This window comes from Massilia sp. YIM B02769, from assembly GCF_030411995.1.
Lineage (GTDB): Bacteria > Pseudomonadota > Gammaproteobacteria > Burkholderiales > Burkholderiaceae_D > Telluria.
Map to the genome: position 1 here is coordinate 467994 of NZ_JASNRC010000002.1, position 18383 is coordinate 486376.

General features: G+C 67.7%; 12 protein-coding genes. 5 read left to right on the top strand and 7 right to left on the bottom strand.

The window, feature by feature from the left end:
• Positions 1–7: 7 nt before the first annotated feature.
• Positions 8–2935: an esterase gene (locus QPK31_RS04840; RefSeq protein WP_290421806.1), complete on the top strand. Its 2928-nt coding sequence runs from the start codon at positions 8–10 to the stop codon at positions 2933–2935.
• Positions 2936–3057: 122 nt separating this feature from the next.
• Here QPK31_RS04840 and QPK31_RS04845 read toward each other — a convergent pair whose 3' ends face one another.
• The 3 genes from QPK31_RS04845 to QPK31_RS04855 all read right to left on the bottom strand — a co-directional run bounded on the left by QPK31_RS04845 (position 3058) and on the right by QPK31_RS04855 (position 5994).
• The gene (locus QPK31_RS04845) at positions 3058–4035 is read right to left on the bottom strand and encodes a diacylglycerol kinase family protein (protein ID WP_290421807.1); all 978 of its coding nucleotides are present in this window, start codon (positions 4033–4035) and stop codon (positions 3058–3060) included.
• A gap of 95 nt (positions 4036–4130) precedes the next feature.
• Entirely contained in the window at positions 4131–4655 is a 525-nt protein-coding gene (locus tag QPK31_RS04850) for a GNAT family N-acetyltransferase (RefSeq protein WP_290421808.1), read from the bottom strand.
• Positions 4656–4719: 64 nt separating this feature from the next.
• Positions 4720–5994: an amidohydrolase family protein gene (locus tag QPK31_RS04855; protein ID WP_290421809.1), complete on the bottom strand. Its 1275-nt coding sequence runs from the start codon at positions 5992–5994 to the stop codon at positions 4720–4722.
• A gap of 210 nt (positions 5995–6204) precedes the next feature.
• Here QPK31_RS04855 and QPK31_RS04860 point away from each other — a divergent pair, with 210 nt between their 5' ends.
• The 4 genes from QPK31_RS04860 (at position 6205) to QPK31_RS04875 (ending at position 12843) form a co-directional block, all read left to right on the top strand.
• Positions 6205–6957 carry a phasin family protein gene (locus QPK31_RS04860; protein ID WP_290421810.1) on the top strand — a complete coding sequence of 251 codons (753 nt, stop codon included), beginning with the start codon at positions 6205–6207 and terminating at the stop codon, positions 6955–6957.
• A 98-nt stretch (positions 6958–7055) separates the two neighbouring features.
• Entirely contained in the window at positions 7056–8807 is a 1752-nt protein-coding gene (locus tag QPK31_RS04865) for an ABC transporter ATP-binding protein (RefSeq protein ID WP_290421811.1), read from the top strand.
• A complete protein-coding gene (locus QPK31_RS04870) occupies positions 8797–10599 on the top strand; it encodes an ABC transporter ATP-binding protein (protein WP_290421812.1) in 1803 nt (600 codons plus the stop codon). The genes QPK31_RS04865 and QPK31_RS04870 overlap by 11 nt, the downstream gene beginning before the upstream one ends.
• A 129-nt stretch (positions 10600–10728) precedes the next feature.
• Complete coding sequence (locus QPK31_RS04875; protein WP_290421813.1) at positions 10729–12843, top strand: tetratricopeptide repeat-containing diguanylate cyclase; 2115 nt, start codon at positions 10729–10731, stop codon at positions 12841–12843.
• 159 nt (positions 12844–13002) lie between these two features.
• On the opposite strand, the gene QPK31_RS04880 is transcribed toward QPK31_RS04875, so the two are convergent.
• The 4 genes from QPK31_RS04880 to QPK31_RS04895 form a co-directional block, all read right to left on the bottom strand.
• Entirely contained in the window at positions 13003–13359 is a 357-nt protein-coding gene (locus tag QPK31_RS04880) for a hypothetical protein (RefSeq protein WP_290421814.1), read from the bottom strand.
• Positions 13360–13429: 70 nt separating this feature from the next.
• The gene (locus tag QPK31_RS04885) at positions 13430–14161 is read right to left on the bottom strand and encodes a hypothetical protein (RefSeq protein ID WP_290421815.1); all 732 of its coding nucleotides are present in this window, start codon (positions 14159–14161) and stop codon (positions 13430–13432) included.
• Positions 14162–14280: 119 nt separating this feature from the next.
• Positions 14281–17901: a tubulin-like doman-containing protein gene (locus tag QPK31_RS04890; RefSeq protein ID WP_290421816.1), complete on the bottom strand. Its 3621-nt coding sequence runs from the start codon at positions 17899–17901 to the stop codon at positions 14281–14283.
• Between the two features lie 16 nt (positions 17902–17917).
• Positions 17918–18373 (bottom strand): hypothetical protein, encoded by a 456-nt coding sequence (locus QPK31_RS04895; RefSeq protein WP_290421817.1) that lies wholly within the window; start codon positions 18371–18373, stop codon positions 17918–17920.
• Positions 18374–18383 lie beyond the last annotated feature (10 nt).

Below are 18383 nucleotides of genomic sequence, written 5' to 3' on the forward strand. Positions count from 1 at the left end.
AGCGCCCATGTTGTCACACCGCTGGCTGCTCGGCGCAGCCCTGTTCACCACTACCGCCACGGCGGTGGCGGCCGACCCCGGCCCGCTGCGCCAGGCGTTTTATGTGCGCGGCGGCTTCAATGGCTGGAGCCTGGCGCATCCGCTGCAGTACCAGGGCGGCGGCATCTACCGCGCCGACGTGCTGGTCAGCCCCGGCAACCACGGCTTCAAGCTGGGCAGCAAGGACTGGAGCCAGGAGTGGGTGCCGGATGCGGGCAAGAGCATCGCTGTGCAACCCGGCGCCACGCTGGCCCTCGATACCCAGGCCGGCCCGGAAGCCACCCTGTTCGTGCGCAGCACCGGCACCTACCGCTTCACGCTCGACGCGCGCCAGCCGCAGGCGCCGACGCTGACGGTAACGCGCCTGGACGGCGCCGCACATGTGGCGCAGGCCGATCCGCACGCCGGCCACGCGCGCGTCGCGACGCTGGCCTGGCCCACCTGGGACGGCAAGCGCGAGACGGCGCGCTTTTCGCTGGCCGATCCCGCCGCCCCGCTGCGCAGCTACACGCATTCCAGCACCATGCAGCTGCGCGACCCGGTGCCCCAGCACGCCAGCTATGCCGAGAGCGCGGACCGTCCCTACACACGCACGGGCAACCTCGCCTTCGATGCCTTGTTCGCGCTGGCGGGCAGCGAGATGGCGCAGGATGCCGTCAGCGCCATCCGCGACGGCAACTACGACGCCGGCGCGGCGATCCCCTGCGACTGTTTCGAGACCGGCGACAAGTGGCATTACGTGTGGACGCGCGACCTGTCGTACGCGGCCGACCTGGGCCTGGCCCTGCTCGACCCGGCACGCGTGCGCAATTCGCTCGACTTCAAGCTGGCCGGCTGGCGCGCCGCCGTCCCGAAAGCGCCGCAGGTTCCCGGCACGCCGGACGGCCTGCAAATCGTGCAGGACACCGGCAGCGGCGGCAGCTGGCCGGTCAGCACCGACCGCACCACCTGGGCTTTCGCGGCCGAGGAAGTGTTGCGTACCCTGCCGCCCGCCGAACGCCAGGCCTTCGCCGTCAAGGCCTTGCAGGCGCTGTCGAACACCATCGAGATCGACCGCGTCGCCGCCTTCGACCCGAGCGACGGCCTGTACACCGGCGAACAAAGCTTCCTCGACTGGCGTGACCAGAGCTACGCCGGCTGGATCGTCGACGACCTGGCCTCGATGGCGAGCGCCAAGTCGGTGTCGACGAACGCCACGCATTATCAGGCGCTGAAGCTGGTAGCGAAGCTGGCGCGCGAGCAGGGAGACGCGGCGCGCGCCACCCGTTACGACGGCTGGGCGCTTGAGCTGAAACGCGCGGTCAACGCCAAGCTCTGGCTGGCGGACGAAGGCATGTACAGCAGCCTCACCGCCGCCCATTTCGACGGTGCGCCCATGCACAAGTTCGACTGGCTGGGACAGTCGCTGGCGATCGTCACCGGCATCGCCGACGAAGCCCAGGCGCGCAGTATCCTGGCGCGCTATCCGCACGGCCCCATGGGTCCGCCCGTGATCTGGCCCCAGCAGCAGGGCGCGCCGGTCTACCACAACCGGGCGATGTGGCCTTTCGTGACCGGCTATGGACTGAAGGCGGCCGTCATCGGCAAGAACGCCAGCGTGGCCGATGCCGCCTACGAGTCGCTGATGCGCGGCGCGGCGCTGAACATCTCGAACATGGAGAACCTGGAATGGCTGTCCGGCCAGCCGCTGCTGCTCGACGAGCGGCACCCCGAGCTGATCGGACCGGTCATCAATTCGCGCCGCCAGCTGTGGTCGGTCGGCGCCTACATCGGCATGGTGGTCGAGCAGGTGTTCGGCGTGGCGGCCACGGACGACGGCATCGTGCTCGATCCCTTCGTCACGGCCAAACTGCGGCGCGAGACCTTCAAGGACACCGACCAGGTTACCTTGCACAACCTGCGCCTGCGCGGCCAGCGCATCGCCGTGCGCCTGCTGCTGCCGAAGGCGAGCGCCGGCGACGGCTACTACACGGTCGCGTCCATCCTGCACAACGGCGCCCCGAGCAGCGCCAGCATCCCCTGGGCGACGCTGCGCGACGGCGACACGGTCGAGATTCGCCTCGGCGCACTGGCGGGCCGCGACAGCACGATCCGCCGCGTGAACGCCGATCCGTATGTGGAGTCTCCAGTGGTCTTCGCGCCGCGCGAGCCGGCCATCGGCCAGCTGGAACGCGGTGCCGACGGCGGCACGCGGCTGCGCATCGATGCGGCCGATAATGACGCCGATAAGGGCGCCGGTACGGTCTACAACGTCTACCGCGACGGCAAACTGGTGGCCGCCAGAGTCCCGGCTGGCGCCTGGACCGACCGCGAGATCGCGCCGAACGCCTGCTACGCCGTCGAGGCGCAGTTCAGCGCGTCGGCCAACCGCAGCCACCACAGCGTGCCGCGCTGTGCTGCGCCGGCAACCGAGATCGCCGTGACCGACCCGCGCGTGCAGAGCAACCTGCACATCACGCCGGCGGGCGGCCGCTACGCCGCGCCGCGCCTGGCCGACTGGGGCCAGCCGACCGACCGTTTCGAGGTGCGCGACGTACAGATCGACCAGGCCGGCGACTACCGCGTGCAGGTCCGCTATCACAACGGCGCCAACCAGATCAACCTGGGCATCAGCGGCGGCGTGAAGTGGCTGGCCGTGCTGGATGCCCGGGGCAAGACCGTGGCGCAAGGCGTGGTCCAGCTGCCGCACGCGAAGTTCGACAAGACGCACACCCCGGCCGTGCTGTCGACGCCGCTATCCGCCCGCCTCCAGCCCGGCGCCTACAGCCTGCGCATGAGCGACTTCTACAACATGAGCTACCTGCAGAGCAACGCCAGCTTCAGCGGCGCCGGCGGCACGGCAGGCCCGTGGAACCGCATCGACATCGTCGGCATCCGCCTCCAGCGCGTGCAATGAAAACAGCCGGGGTCAGGTCTGACATTTAGACACGGCCTCGGCTGTCGATGCAGTTTCGCCCTCGGCTACCAGCCCCTTCTCACACCGATCCGACTGGATACGGCAGAGCTCGTGTCCGAATGTCAGACCTGACCCCGGCTGTTGCGCGAGTCGGCTGAGGCGTGGGGTGGCTTGAGCAGCGCCAGCCGCCCTTCCAGCACGCGGAATTCGAGCGGCATCTTCATGCGCGTGACTTCGCCGTCGGTGGCCACCTTCACGCTGCGCCGCGGCGACAGGCGGGCGTGCTTGACGGTCAGGCGCTTGAAGGAAAACGCAACCAGGTTCTCGGCCTCGCCCAGGCGCCCGAGCGCGCCGCGCAGCAGCAGGCCGAGCATGCCCAGCTTGCCCACGCGGCGCGGGGCGATGGCCGCCAGCTCGCCGTCTTCGAGCGCCATCTTCAGCGGCTCCATGCCTAACTGCTCCATCTGCAGGCGGTTGTTCCCGACGAACAGCGTGGGCGTGCGCAGCTTGCGCGTATGGCCATCGGTTTCCAGCGCAATCCGCAGCGCGCGGTGGCGGCCCAGCGCGGTCTTCAGCGCCGACAGGATGGCGACCACGCGGCTGCGGCCGTACTGCTGCTTGTCGTGTTCGCGCGCTTCGAGCAGGGTCGGGTACAGGCCGACGCTGGCGTTCACCAGGAAGATGCGGTCGTTCAGCAGCCCCACCTGCACCGGCTGCACGGTGGAGGTGAGCAGCGAGCGCACCGCCTCGGCCAGGTCTTCGGGAATGCCGTGGGTGCGGCCGAAATAGTTGAAGGTCCCTTGCGGCAGCACGCCGAACACGCAGCCCTGCAAGACCGCCTGGTGGGCCACGGTGTTGATGGTGCCGTCGCCGCCGGCCGCCACCAGCACGCCGTCGTTGTCTTTGGCCTGCTGCGCCATGCGGCGCGCGGTGTCGGCCAGGTCGGCCGCGTCTTCCACGATCTCGAGGTGGCAGGTGCGCCCGGCCTCGCCCAGCACGTCGCGGATGGTCGAGCAGCGCAGTTCGGTCTCGGAATGGCCGGAGCCGGCGTTGAGCACCACGTAGAAGGCAGCGTTCTTGTCTGGCTCGAGGTTCGGCATGAATGAAACTTTCGATAAAGAGGTCCGGTCGACCTCCTCATCGTATCACCGCGCCATGGCTCGTCCGTGCTGCACCGCACAGAGTGCAGGTCCGCTCATTCGTCGGTGGTGGGCCAGTGATCGGGATCTTGCAGCAGCTGGTACATCACGTAAGCGTCGACATAGCCCAGCCGCTTGTGCCGAAACGCCTTCGGCAAGGTGCCGACGATCGAAAAGCCGAGCTTTTTCCACAGCATCACGGCGGCGCTGTTGGTACTGACCACGTAGTTGAACTGCATCGCCAGGTAGCCCTGGCGCCGTGCTTCGTCCAGGCTGTCCTGGCCGAGCAGGCGCCCCACGCCGACGCCCTGCGCGTTCGGGCTGACCATGTAGGAGGCATTCGCCACATGGTGGCCGCGCCCGGCCTGGTTCGGCACCACGCGGTACATGCCGAGGATGCGCGCGCCGAGCACCGCCACGCGCGCCGTCACGCCGCTGCCCAGCCAGTAGGCGTGGGCCGCTTCGCGCGAGGTATCGGGGCCGAAAGGGTAGGTCTCGCCGGTAGCGACATGGGCGCTGAAGATGGTCCACATCGCGTCGAAATCGGCGCTGGTGGCGGGGCGGATCTGGATATCTTTCACGTCTCGGCTGAAAACTTATCAAAAACTACATCGGCTGGGGATTCTAGCACCGGGTTCCGGCGGCTCAGCGCCCGATACGAAAGTCGACGCTCCCGGGCCGCCCGGGCAGGTTCAGGCTGGCCTTCATGGCCGGCGCTTCGGCCACGATCGTGCCGCGCCGCACAACGAGGCGGCGCGCGGCGCGCAGGCGGATCGCTTCCACCGGCGTGGCGGCGTCGAGCAGCACGAAGTCGGCGTGGCAGCCAGGCGCCAGGCCATACCCTTCCAGGCCGAGGATGCGCGCCGGGGTGCCGGTCACCGCCTCGAAGCAGGCGCGCATGGCATCCTGCCCGGTCATCTGCGCCACGTGCAGGCCCATGTGCGCCACTTCCAGCATGTCGCCGGAACCGAGGCCGTACCACGGGTCCATCACGCAGTCGTGGCCAAAGGCGACGTCGATGCCGGCCGCCAGCAGTTCGGGCACGCGGGTCATGCCGCGCCGCTTCGGGTAGGTGTCGTGGCGGCCCTGCAGGGTGATGTTGATGAGCGGGTTGGCAATCGCCGCCACGCCGGATTCGCGCATCAGCGGCAGCAGCTTGCTCACGTAATAATTGTCCATCGAGTGCATCGAGGTCAGGTGCGATCCGGCCACCCTGCCCTGCAGCCCAAGGCGCCAGGTTTCATAGGCCAGGGTCTCGATATGGCGCGACAGCGGGTCGTCGGTTTCGTCGCAATGCATGTCCACGCGCAGGCCCTGTTCGGCTGCGAACTCGCACAGCAGGCGCACCGATTCGGCGCCTTGCGCCATGGTGCGCTCGAAGTGCGGGATGCCGCCGACCACGTCCACGCCCATGGCGATCGCGCGCTTCAGGTTGTCGAAGGCCCCGGGGCTGCGCAGCAGGCCGTCCTGGGGAAAGGCGACCAGCTGCAGGTCGATGTAGGGGGCCACGCGCCGCTTCACGTCGAGCAGGGCCTCGACCGCCAGCAGGCGCTCGTCGCAGACGTCGACGTGGGTGCGGATCGCCAGCAGCCCGCGCGCCACGGCCCAGTCGCAATACTGCATCGCGCACTCGACGAGGGCGTCCTGCACCAGCTGGGGTTTCAGTTCGCCCCACAGCGCGATGCCTTCCAGCAGCGTGCCGGACGCATTCACGCGCGGCATGCCGTAGCTGAGCGTTGAATCCATGTGGAAATGGGCGTCGACAAAAGGCGGGCTGACCAGGTCGCCGCCGGCGTCGATCTCGCGCGCGCCGTGGGCGGCCAGGGCCGGGCCGAGCGCTGCAATGCGGCCGCCTTCGACGGCGATATCGATACCGGTGCGTCCGTCCGGCAAGCTGGCATTGCGCACAACAAGATCCATGGCCACTCCTGAGTCTGGTCAAAACCATTGTAGCGGCTTCCCCGCCCCTGCCAAGGATAATAGCGTGTCACTTTGTAACAATGCTGCAGCGCAAGATTGTATGGATACGACAGCGAGCGGGCTCGGGCAGATTGTGCTTTTCAACACTCTGCAACCGGTCTACACTAGCCCATGTTGCAGTGCGCCATAACCGAACGATAGGGAATTCCGATGACCTCACTTCCAGAACAGTTCCAAGCAGCACGCCAGTTCCAGCTCGACCAACAATTTTCCTTCCTGCGCAACCTGGGCGACCAGGCCCTGGACCGCACCAGCCGCCTCGTGGCCCTGAACCTCGACCTGTCGCGCGCGGCCGTCGAACACTCCTCCAGCACCGTGCGCCAGTTGATGGCCGTGCGCGATCCGCGCGACCTGCTGACCATCGGCGCCCAGTCGCAGCGCCAGTTGCGCACCATGTTCGATTACGGCCACGAGCTGTTCAACATCGCCACCGGCCTGCGCGGCGCGGCATTGCGAACCTGGTCGGTGGCGGCGGCGCCTGCGCCGGCGCTGGCCGCGCCAGTCAACGTCGTGGAATCGGCCGTCGCGACGGTGCAGGAGGCAGTGCAGGAGACGGTAAATGAAACCGCATCGGCCACCGAACAAGTCGCGAAGCAAATCAGCGAACCAGCACCGGTCTCGGTCTCCGCCGCCGACACCGCGCCCGATACCTCGTCCATCGTGACATCCAGCATTGTCCCGCCGGTCGAGCCGACCCCGATCGCCAAGGCGACCAGCGAAATCCTCGACGTTCCGCTCGCGCCGCACCCGGTGGCAGCCAGCGTGCCGGTCGATGTCGACGTCGAGATCGAGCTGCCGAAAGTGGAGCCGGTCGACGCCACACCGCCGGTCGCCCCGCCATCGAATGGCGCGCCGAAGGTGACCGAAATCCGCAGCGGCCGTGGTCGCAGGAAAGGCAACTGAGGAAAAGGCAAGGCGCGCTGCGCCGCTCCGGCAAAGAAAGTAGACTAGCGGGCTTCGGCCCGCTTTCTTTTTCGCGGGCGGCAAAGCAAGGAAATTCCATGAGTTTAGCGAGTCTGGTGACCGGTTTCGTACGGCGCCACTGGAAGGCCTACGCGGCTTCCGCGGTGATGCTGGTCGGCGTCGCGGTGTGCAGCATCCTGGTGCCGCGCAAGGTCGGCGCCATGATCGACGGCCTGGCTGCGCACACGCTGTCGCGCCACGACCTGATCGTCGGCATCGTCGAGCTGCTGGCCCTGGGCGTGGCGATCTACGTCCTGCGCGTGAGCTGGCGCATCCGTTTGTATTCGGCGGCCTACCGCCTCGGCGTCGAACTGCGCATGCGCCTGTACGCGCGTCTCTCCGCGCAAGGTCCGGCCTTCTACCAGAAGCAGCGCACCGGCGACCTGATGGCGCTCGGCACCAACGACATCGACGCCATCGAGATGGCCGCCGGCGAAGCCATGCTGGCCGGCTTCGACGGCACCCTGACCCTGGTGATGGTGCTGGGCGTGATGCTGCTCGGCGTCGACTACCGCCTGGCCCTGATCGCCCTGCTGCCCTTCCCGCTCATGGGACTGGCCTTCTGGTACATCTCGCGCCACATCCACACCGCCGAAACCGATTCGCTGAAGCGTTTCTCGGACCTGAACGACCAGGTGCAGGAGTCCCTCTCGGGCGTGCGCACCCTGCGCGCCCTGGGCCTGGAAGCGCGCAGCGCGGCGCAGTTCGGCGAGCTGGCGGGCAAGGCATCCGCCGCCAGCCTGAGCGCCCAGAAGTGGGAAGCGGCCTACGAACCGGCCGTCGGCCTGACCCTGACCGCCGCCAGTACCCTCACCCTGGGCCTGGGCGGCTACCTGGTCTGGCAGAACCAGCTGACCATCGGCGCCCTGACCAGCTTCACCATGTACCTCGGCCAGCTGATCTGGCCGATGTTCGCGGCCGGCTGGGTGCTGTCGCTGATCGAACGTGGCCGCGCCGGCCTGGCGCGCCTGCAGCCGATGCTGGATGCGCCGTTGACCGTGGTCGACGAAGGCCGCCTTGAAGCCATCGAGGATGGCCCGCTGGTGCTGCGCGATGTCAGCTTCACGTATTCCAGCGCATCGCAGCCGGCCCTGGACAAGGTATCGGTGGCGCTGCGCCCCGGCATGACCCTGGGCCTGGTCGGCCCCACCGGCGCCGGCAAATCCACGCTGCTGCGCGTGCTGCTGCGCCAGGCCGAACCGCAACAGGGAACGGTAACCTGGGGCGGCCATCCGCTGTCCGACTACCGCCTGGCGGCGCTGCGTGCGGCCACCAGCTGGGTGCCGCAGGAATCCTTCCTGTTCTCGGCCAGCATCGCCGAGAACATCGCCCTCGCCCGCCCCGGCGCCAGCCGCCTCGAAGTCGAGGAAGCGGCAAAGATGGCGGCGATCCACGACGACATCCTGCGCTTCCCGCAGGGCTACGACACGCCGGTCGGCGAAAAGGGCATCACCCTGTCGGGCGGCCAGCGCCAGCGCGTGGCGATCGCCCGCTCGCTGCTGGCCGACAGCACGCTGCTGCTGCTCGACGACGCGCTGTCGGCGGTGGACACCGGCACCGAGACCAACATCCTGGAACACCTGAACGAACTGCGCGCCTCGCGCCCGGAACTCACCGCCATCATCGCCAGCCACCGGCTGTCGGCCGTGGTGAACGCCGACCTGATCGTGGTGCTGAAGAACGGCCGCGTGGTCGAATCCGGCAACCACGACACCCTGCTCGAACTGGACGGCTGGTATGCCAGCCAGTGGCGCTATCAACAACTGGAGGCGAGCATCGATGCAAGCTGAGAAATCGAAGACCGTCGACAAGGCAGGCCGCGCCGAAGCGAAGCGCGCCGCCGCCCTGCTGCGCCGCGCCGCCTGGCCCGACATCGGCCACCTGAAATGGGCCACGTTCTGGCTGATCATCGCGGCCGCGCTGGAAGTGATCGGCCCGATCCTCGGTAAAGCCCTGATCGACGACCACCTGGTGCCGCGCCACGCCGACTGGACGCGCATGGCCCTGCTGCTGGGCGGCGTATTGATTACCGGCTGGCTCTCGACCTGGCTGCGCTACCTGCAGCTGGTGCGCCTGTCCGGCCTGGCGATGCGCTCGGTGCAGCGCCTGCGCGAATGGGTGTATGGCCACGTGCTGCGCCTGCCGATGGCGTTTTTCGACCGCGCCATCACCGGCCAATTGGTGAGCCGCGTGACCAACGACACCGAGGCGGTGAAGAAGCTCTACATCCAGGTGCTGTTCGCTATCCTCGACAGCACCATCGTCCTGCTCGGCACCACGGTGGCCATGGCCTGGCTCGACTGGCGCCTGATGATCATCGTGCTGGCCTTGCTGCCGGCGGTGATCGTCATCGTCTGGCTCTACCAGCGCCTGTCGGCGCCGGCGGTGACGCGCGCACGCGCCCTGCGCAGCGACATCAATGGCCAGATGGCCGAATCGATCGGCGGCATGAGCGTGCTCCAGGCCAGCAACGCCGCCGGCCGCTTCGGCGAGCGCTTCGCGCATACCAACGACGGTCACTACAAAGCGCGCATCGCCGAGATCCGCGTCAACGCCTTCCTGCTGCGCCCGGCCCTCGACTTGCTGAACGTGGTGCTGCTGGCGGTGGTGATCTTCACCTTCGGCCAGCGCGAGATCGGCGCGGTGGAAGTGGGGATTTTGTACGCCTTTATCAGCTACATCGCGCGCGTGGTCGAGCCGCTGATCCAGATTACGATGCAGTTCAGCGGCCTGCAGCAGGCGGTGGTGGCGAGCGCGCGGGTGGAGGCGCTGCTGGCCGAAGCCGGCGCGGACGAACATGCGGCGGGACGCGCCGCCGGCACGCGCATGGCGGCTTCAAAAGATGCGCCGGCGGTGCGGGTCAAGAACCTGACCTTTGCCTACGTGCCGGGCCAGGACGTCCTGCACGACATCTCGCTCGACATCCCGCAGGGCGCCTTCTACGGCATCGTCGGCCACACCGGCAGCGGCAAGTCGACCCTGCTCTCGCTGCTGCTGCGCTACTACAGCGTGGAGCGGGACAAGGGCAGGATCGAGATCTGCGGCGAGCCGATCGCCGGCATCGACAACGAACGCTTCCGCAATGAGGTCGGCCTGGTGCCGCAGGATCCCTTCATCCTGGCGGCGTCGGCGCGCGAGAACATCGACATGGGACGCGGCCTGCCGTTCGAGCGGATCGAGGCGGCGGCGCGCGCGGCCCACGCGCACGACTTCATCGCGGCGCTGGAAAACGGCTACGACACCTCTCTGGGCGAAGGCGGCTCGCGCCTGTCCTCGGGCCAGAAGCAGCTGATCGCGATTGCCCGCGCCCTGGCCGGCGAGCCGCGCATCCTGCTGCTGGACGAAGCGACCTCGCGCATCGACAGCGCCACCGAGCAGATCGTGCAGCAGGCGCTGGAAGAAGTGCGGGGGCGCGTGACCATCATCGCCATCGCGCACCGCCTGTCGACCATCCGCGACGCCGACCGCATCGTGGTGCTGAACCATGGCCGCATCACGGAATCGGGGCCGCACGAGGAACTGATGGCAATCGAGGGCGGGCTGTACCAGCGGCTGTATCTGTTGCAGCAACTGGCGGTGTAAAACCCTCCAGTATTTCCATGCTGCACTGCGGAATATGCGGCCGCCAATATTGACGTTTTGGCGTCGCATTTTTACGATATCCGCATAAAAAAACGATATTTCCACTTTGCAACACGATTATAATGGTCGATGGCGCCCTGCATTGGTGGGCGCGACGACCAGATCGAGGAAGCTATGCCGGCAGTTTGGGAGACGAAAAAGCCATCGAAGCGCTTGCGTGCGCTGCTCGCATCGCTATTGCTGACGTCTTCCTTCGCGTTTGCCGAGGCCCCGGCGCCGCTCGCCGCCCGCCTGGCCGAGATCCGCGAAATCAACCGCTTCATTCCCGAACGCGCCCTGCCGATGCTGCTGAAGATCGAGCAGGAAGCGCGCGCCGACTCTGTGGCCAACAAGGCCGACATGCTGGCCGAGCTGTGCGTGGCCTACCAGAAGGTCGGCCGCAACGACAAAGCGCTCGCTGCCTGCGAAGAGCTGATCGAATTCGGCCGCCGCGAAAAGAACGATGCCGCCATCGCCAAGGGCCTGGTGCGCAAGGGCTACATCAAGTACGCGCAAAGCGAACTGGCGCTCTCGCATGAGCTGATCTGGGAAGCCGAGCGCCATGCCCTGGCCACCGACGACCTCGAGGTGCGCGTGCGCGTGGGCGTGTCGGCGGCCGAAGCCTTTGCCGAAGACGGCAACTTCCCGCGTGCGCTGGAAAAGATGCAGTCGGTGCTGGCCTATACGCGCCAGCATGGCGGCCCGGTGCACATGGTGATCGTGCTGAATGCGCTGACCCGCCTGTATGGGCAGATGCGCGAATACGACAAGGCGTCCGAATCGCTGGCCGAAGCCTATGTGGCGGCCGAGAAGATCAATTCGCCGGGCCGCATGGCCACCCTGAAGGGCACCGAATACGGCCTGGCGATGGACACCGGCCAGATGCAGCGCGCACTGAAGGCGCAGCTGGCGGCCCTGTCGCTGGAGCGCAGCATCGGCGCCCAGTCGATGGTGGCGCGCTCGCTGGTCAACCTGTCCGACTGCTACCTGAAGCTGCACGACTACCGCAACGCCCTCGCCTACGGCGAGCAGGCGCTGGACGCGGCGCTCGCCATCAAGGACGAGACCGCGGGCGCCACGGCGCGCGTGAACAGCGGCCCGGCCTACCGGCCCAGCGGCCGCATCGCCGAGGGCAAGCGCGCCTTCGAGGAAGGCCTGGCGATCTACGAAAAGAACGGCGACAAGCCCGAGCTGCAGACGGTGCTGGCCGAATACGGCGGCGCCCTGGAGCGCGCCGGCGACCATGCGGGCGCGATCAAGGCCTACCACCGCGAGCGCGCGCTGTCGAACGAGCTGTTCGAAAAGCGGCGCCAGAAGGCGATGCTCGAGCTGCAGGAAAAGTACGACGCCGACAAGCGCCAGCGCCAGATCGAACTGCTGGAGCGCGAGAACCAGGTGAAGTCGGCCGAGATCGACAACCGCCGCCTGCAACAGCGCATCTGGGGCTTGCTGATCGTGGTGTTCGCGCTGGTGACGGTGATCGTCGGCCTCCTGTACCGCAAGGTGCGCCATGCGAACGCCCAGCTGCACGAGAAGAACCAGGAACTCAAGCAGCAGAGCGTGCGCGACCCGCTGACGGGCCTGTACAACCGCCGCCACTTCCAGGACTTCATGCGCACCCACCAGCAGCTGGAAAAGCGCGGCGTCGGCACCTCGGGCGAAGACATGGTAAGCGCGCTGTTCCTGATGGACGTCGACCACTTCAAGCACATCAACGACACCTGGGGCCACGGCGCCGGGGACGCGGTGCTGATCAAGATCGCCGCCAGCCTGCGCGAGATCCTGCGCGAGACCGACATGATCGTGCGCTGGGGCGGCGAGGAATTCCTGGCCTTCCTGCCGGCGATCCCGCGCAGCGGCCTGGATGAGGTGGCGCGCCGCCTGCTGGCGGGCATTGCCGAAACGCGCATCGAGTACGGCGGCGAGACCCTGTCGGCGAACGTGTCGATCGGCTTCGCGCCCTACCCGCTGGCCCCGGCCGGCCAGCCGCTGCCGTGGGAACGCGCGGTGAACCTGGTCGACATGGCGCTGTACATGGCCAAGGGCCACGGCCGCAACCGCGCCTACGGGCTGCGCGGCTTCAGCGGCATGGCGCAGACCTCGATGGAAGAGATCGAGCAGAACCTCGAACAGGCCTGGCGCGCGGGGATTGTGGATATGTCGATCGTGACGGCGGGGTGGCAGGAGTTACGCGCGAGCGCGTAACTCCCGTAGGGTGGGCACCCCGTGCCCACGCGGAACGGCGAGCATTGTTGGCCGCATCACGGTATATCGCAGGCGCTTCTGGTTTTTGTCAGCGTTAACGCTGTGCCATGGGCGATGCCAACAATGATCCACGTTCCGCGTGGGCACGGAGTGCCCACCCTACCGTGCCGATTCCTGCATTTTCTCGCCGGCGCGCTCGACCTTCTCGCCCACCTTCGCTCTTGCCTTTTCCAGCCCGCGCCCGGCCTCGGCGGTGGCATCCGTGATCTTTTCGCGCGCCTCCTCGGTGCGCTCGGCCAGGCGGTCGCGTGCTTCGTCGGCGCGTTCGGCCACGCGCTTCGCCGCCTCATCGGCCTTTTCCAGCGGCGCCCGCAGTTCGCGCGCCACCTTGTCGCCGGCGTCGTCGATCGCCTTGCCGGCCTGTTGCGCGGGGCCTGCCTCGTCGTCGTCGCGCGGCGAGCAGCCGGCGGCGACGGACAGCACCAGCAGCGCACCCAACATGGTCATGGTGTTCATGATCGCTCCTCGTGTTCGCGTTTCGGCCAGCATACACCTTGCCGGAATTGCATGGCTCACGGATGAGCGCTCAACGCGCCCCGTCCGCGCGCGGATGCTCGGGGCTGCGCGCCTCGATCTTCTCGCGCATCGCACGTGATGCATCGTCCTCGCCCCAGCGCCTGGTAAAGGTGCGCAGGCGCTGGCGCGCCTTGTCGAACGACGACGCGGCCAGCGCCGACTCCACCGCCGTCTTCGCTTCGCGCCAGGCCTTGTCGCGCTGGCGCTTGCGCGTGCAGTCGGCGGCCGCGTCGTTCAGCACCTGCTGCACGTGCTGCAACTGGTCCGGCGTGGCGCGGGTCTTGCGCAGGGCGATCAATTCGCTCTGCGCCTCGCGCGGCTTGCAGGCGGTGGCCAGGCCGATCGCCTTGTCCATCTGCCCCTCGATGCGGCGCTTGCCCGGATTGGCGACCAGCCAGACCGCCCACAGCAAGGCCAGCGCCAGCAGCCACCAGCGCAGGCGCACGGGTTTGCGCTGCGGCGCCCCGTTCGAGGATGCGCGCACGCCGGGGCTGGGCGGGCGCGGCGGAAGCGGTATGCCCGGCGCGGGGCGCGGGGCGGGCGTGGGCGCGGGTGGCACCGGTGCGGGGGCGGATGTGGGTGCGGGCGGCGCCGCGTTGGGCGGCGGCTTGGCCTCCGCGCGCGGCGCGGCGGCGCTGGCGGCAGCGGTGGCCGCGGCGGCAGCCGGGACGGCCTGGGCCGGCTTGTCGAGACGAACACCCTGGCTGGGCGGCGCCGCGTGCGCCGCCGCATCGCCGCGCACGATTCCTTCCTGCTGCGCCGTGCCGCAATACGGACAAAAATTCACCCGGCGCGGCCAGCTGCGGCCGCACGAGGAGTGGATACAGCGATACACCGATGCTTCTGCCACAGGCGCCCTTTCTACTGCGGATCCGGAATGCCGTCATCCGGATCGGGAATGGCGTCGCCCTGCGTGCCATTTAGCCCGGGGATGTCGGCCACGGTCTGCCACTTGCCGAAGCGCGTGTCCTGCGCCATGTTCCAGGCGCGCGTGCCGGTGTCGATCTCGCCGCGCGCAAGCTGCTGCGCGATCTCGTCGACCGCGAACGGCCCGCGCTGTGCGCCGCCCACGAACAGCTTGTAGCGCAGACCGGACGCCGCTGCCGGCACCGGTGCGGCGGTGTGCGTGCGCCGCTCGGCCGCCTGCGCCGCACGCGCATCGCTGGCCAGGAATTCCGGCTTGATCACGCGCTTGTCGACCGGCTTTTCCACCTCCCAGGTATAGGCATCGGATGCCGAATCCGGCACGGCCTCGGTCCATTCGGACAGCATGGCCAGCGCCGCGTCGATCGCCGCATGCGTCAGCGACGGATCAGCCGCCACCGCGCGCCGGAACCAGGCGTCGAACAGGCGCTTGGCCGTGATGTTCGGCAGCGACGGCGAGGGCAGCTGGGCGCCGGTTTCGTCGACTTCCAGGCGCGGCTCGTACACCCGCAACTGGTAGTGGCGCATCAGCGCGGCCAGCAGCACCAGCTGGTGCGGACCGACCGCTGCCAGCCGGTTGCGCACGGCGCCGATCACCTGCTCGCGGTAGTAGGCCGGCAAGCCGTTCGAGCGGATCGCGAACTCGTTCCCGATCTGCAGCCACTCGCCGGAACCCGGCTCGACTTCGAACAGGTATTGCCCGCGCGGCTGGAAGCTGGCCTCACGGTCGCCCAGGTCGGCCTTGCGCCGGATGACGCCCAGCGCGATCGCCTGCAGGAACCATTCGTAGTCGTCCGCCAGGCGGTTCAATTCGTCCATCGACGGCGAAATCGGATGGCGGAAGCGCGTCGAATCGAAGTGCAGATGGGTCGGGATCTTCGGGTTCTCGATCTGGTACGAGGCGCGCCAGGTCGGCAGGCCGCGCAGCACCGTCATCGGAATGCCGGACAGTTCGATGTAGCAGACCGCGCGGCCCGGCACGCCGGTGTTCACGATCGACACCAGGTCGCCATGGAAGAAACCGGTCGGCACGGCGGCGCGGATCTCCGCCTCCATGCGGCGCCAGGCGCCCACATCGCCCACTCCGATAAAACACTTGAATTGGTCCGAATTCGGAGTGAACTCGGCCGAGAAGCGCGCATTCACCCAGGGCATGGCGCTGCGTATCCATTCGGCGAAGACGCGCTGGCGTTCCTGCGGCGTCATCGCGTTCAGGCGGTCGAGCAATGGGTCGCCCGGCTCGGCGGCCAGCTCACTGCTCGACAACTGCGTCTGCGCGCGGCGGAAGAGTTTGAGCAGCAGGTCGGCGCGCATGCGCTCGTCGCCCAGCTGCGGGAACAGTTTGCCGGAGCCGCCGAATTCGAGCAGCACTTCCTCGCTCCACGCGCTCACATCCTGCGTCAGGCGCACCGGCGCCGGCTGCACGTCGCCGGCCAGCTTGATGTAGGTGGCATGTTCATGGCGCGCATCGCTGCGCAGCTGGGCGATGCGGTTGTCGACCGCATGCAGGATCTCCTGCACGTGGCGCCGCCCTTCCTGGAATTCGCCGGCGATGCCGCTCCACTGCGCGTTGCCCTGCTCGTCCGTGCTCTGCGGGTCGCCCAGCCAGGCCGACATGTTGCGCATCACCTCGATCGACTGGCCGGCCGATACCGCCAGCAAATGGAAGCGCAGGTAGTCGGCGATGTCGCGCTTCAGGTGGGCCATGACTTCGCGCGCCTGGGCATCCTTGCCGAACAAACGGCCGGACGCCTGGCCCAGGTTGTTCAACGATTCCTCGACCTGGCGCGTGCGCAGCGCATCGCGGATGTCGCGGTAGCGACGGCCATTGCGTTCGGCGTTGATCAGGTCGCGCTGCAGCAGGCGCGCCTTGACCTGCTCCAGCAGCGACAGCACGAATTCCAGCCCGCCCTGCTTGCGGTCGTCGAGCAGCGCGTACAGGCGCTCGCGCACGCGTGATTTGAGGCGGCCGGTGAGTTCTCCGGTGTGGCGCTTGATGCGGTCTTCGCTGGTCTCAGCGGTGGCGCCGGCTTCGCGGATGGCGTCGCGCTCCAGCTGCGGCAGCAGCTCGGCCACCTTTTCGCGCCACAGCTTGATGTCGTAGCCAGCCATGATGCGGTCGATCTCGAGCTGCACCTTGCTCTCCACGCGCTCCAGCAGCGAGCGGCCATCCTTGTCCATCAACAGCGCTTCGGTGAGCGCGTATTCCTGGAAAGGCGTGACGTCGACCGTCCCCTTCTTGAAATCGGGGAATTCGCCGAAGGGACGCTCGCGCATCTCCATCTGCTCGCGCATGAAGCTGTCGCGTTCGGCATCGCCGGCACGCCGCGCCAGGGCGCCGTCGCGGCCCACCAGGCCGAAGAACTCCTTCACCATCAGCGCCGCCAGTTCGTAGGCGCGGATGTCTTCGCGCAGGCTTTGCTGGGTGTCGAGCACGGACTGGCCGAAGGCCGAGTACACCTTCGAGTAGGACAGGCGCATGTCGCCGAAGCGCGCTTCCGGCACGCGCGGGTTGTAGGGGCCGAGCTTGTGCTGCTGCTGGTTCACGGCCACCGAGCGCTTGCGGTTGGCGAAGTCGGCCGAGGCGAAATCCTCGAACAGGGTGTCGGCCACCATCTGGTAGACATCCTTTACGTCCTGGGTCGCCTTGTTGGCCAGGTTCGCGGTGTCGACGAAGTACACGTCGTCGAAGGGCGCGCCCTTGCCCTGGATGCTGTCCGGGTCCATCCACGACACGCGCGCGTTCATGTCGCGCATCGTCGTTTCCAGCTCCATCATGGTGGCGTAGGCATTCGCCTCGGTGCGTTCCTTGTTCGCTTTCGCAAAGCCCGAAGGCATGAACATCACCAGATCGACCTGGCTGTCCGATACTTCCTGGCGCGCGATGGCTTTCGCCATCCAGCCCAGGTCGATGGCGCTGCCGGCGCCGGTGCCGCCCGCGTTCGAGCCGATGACGACGATGCGGAATTTCGAGGTATCGACCTGCAGGCCGAGGCGCTGGTAATTTTCCTTGCGCTCGATGCCGGCGTTACTGCTCAAGAAGTTCAGCGCGCCCTTGATGCGGCCGCGCAGCTTGGGGTATTTGTCGAACAAATACAGGCGCGCCACCGAACGGATCTGGCCCGCCCCTTTCGATGGGTCGATGCCGAGCGAGCGCAGTTTTTTCGGACGCAGCGGCATCCAGCTTTCGATCAGCGGGAAGCGCGCCAGGCTGTCGTCGGACTCGTGATACTGCGGGAGATCGAGCGGTTCGACCAGGCGTTCTTCGTCGGTCAGACGCACCAGTTCGTACCAGGGGTCGGTACGCTGCGACTTGCCCTCGTCGATGATGGCGTTGTTGTCGAGGTCGAAGTGCAGGAAGCGCGCGACCGGGAAGTCGGCGATGGATTCGACGCGGGTCGGATGCTGCTTGTTCCAGACCGCCGACAGGATGCGGCGGCGGATGCGCATCATGACTTCCATGCCGGTGCCGCCGGCGCCGATGAACAGGGTCGGACGCAGGTCGACCTTGAGTTCGGCCTTGCGATTGATGCTTGCTGGGGTGGGGATATCTGTCATGGCGATGTCTTCCCTATCAGCGGCGGCCAATGAAGAGCGCGGCGACCAGCGCCACCGCGCCGACCACGACCAGCGGTGCGGTCACGCCCCAGGTGAGGTAGCGGCTGGCGTTGATGATGGCCAGCACCGCGGCGGCAGAAAGAAAAGCCAGGCCGACGAACAGCAGCCAGCCGGCGCTGCCCGCCGTCGATGGCGCCACGCGGCGCACCACCATGTGGTGCACGTAGGCGTTGCGGACAAAGAAGTACACGACCAGCAGCACCACGAACACGGCCGCGCCGATGGACAGGTCGCGCGTGGAGGTGTCGGTGGCGGCCGGCGGCAAGGGGCCGGGCACCACTTCAACAGGGCCGCCCGCCGTCTCGGGCGTGGTCTGGGGCAGCGCCGCATCGGGTGCATTTTTCTCTTCGGGCAGCTTGAAGCCGGGGTCGGCCTGGCCGCCGGATGGGGTGGTGGTCGGAGTCGCTTGCATATGGGTTCCT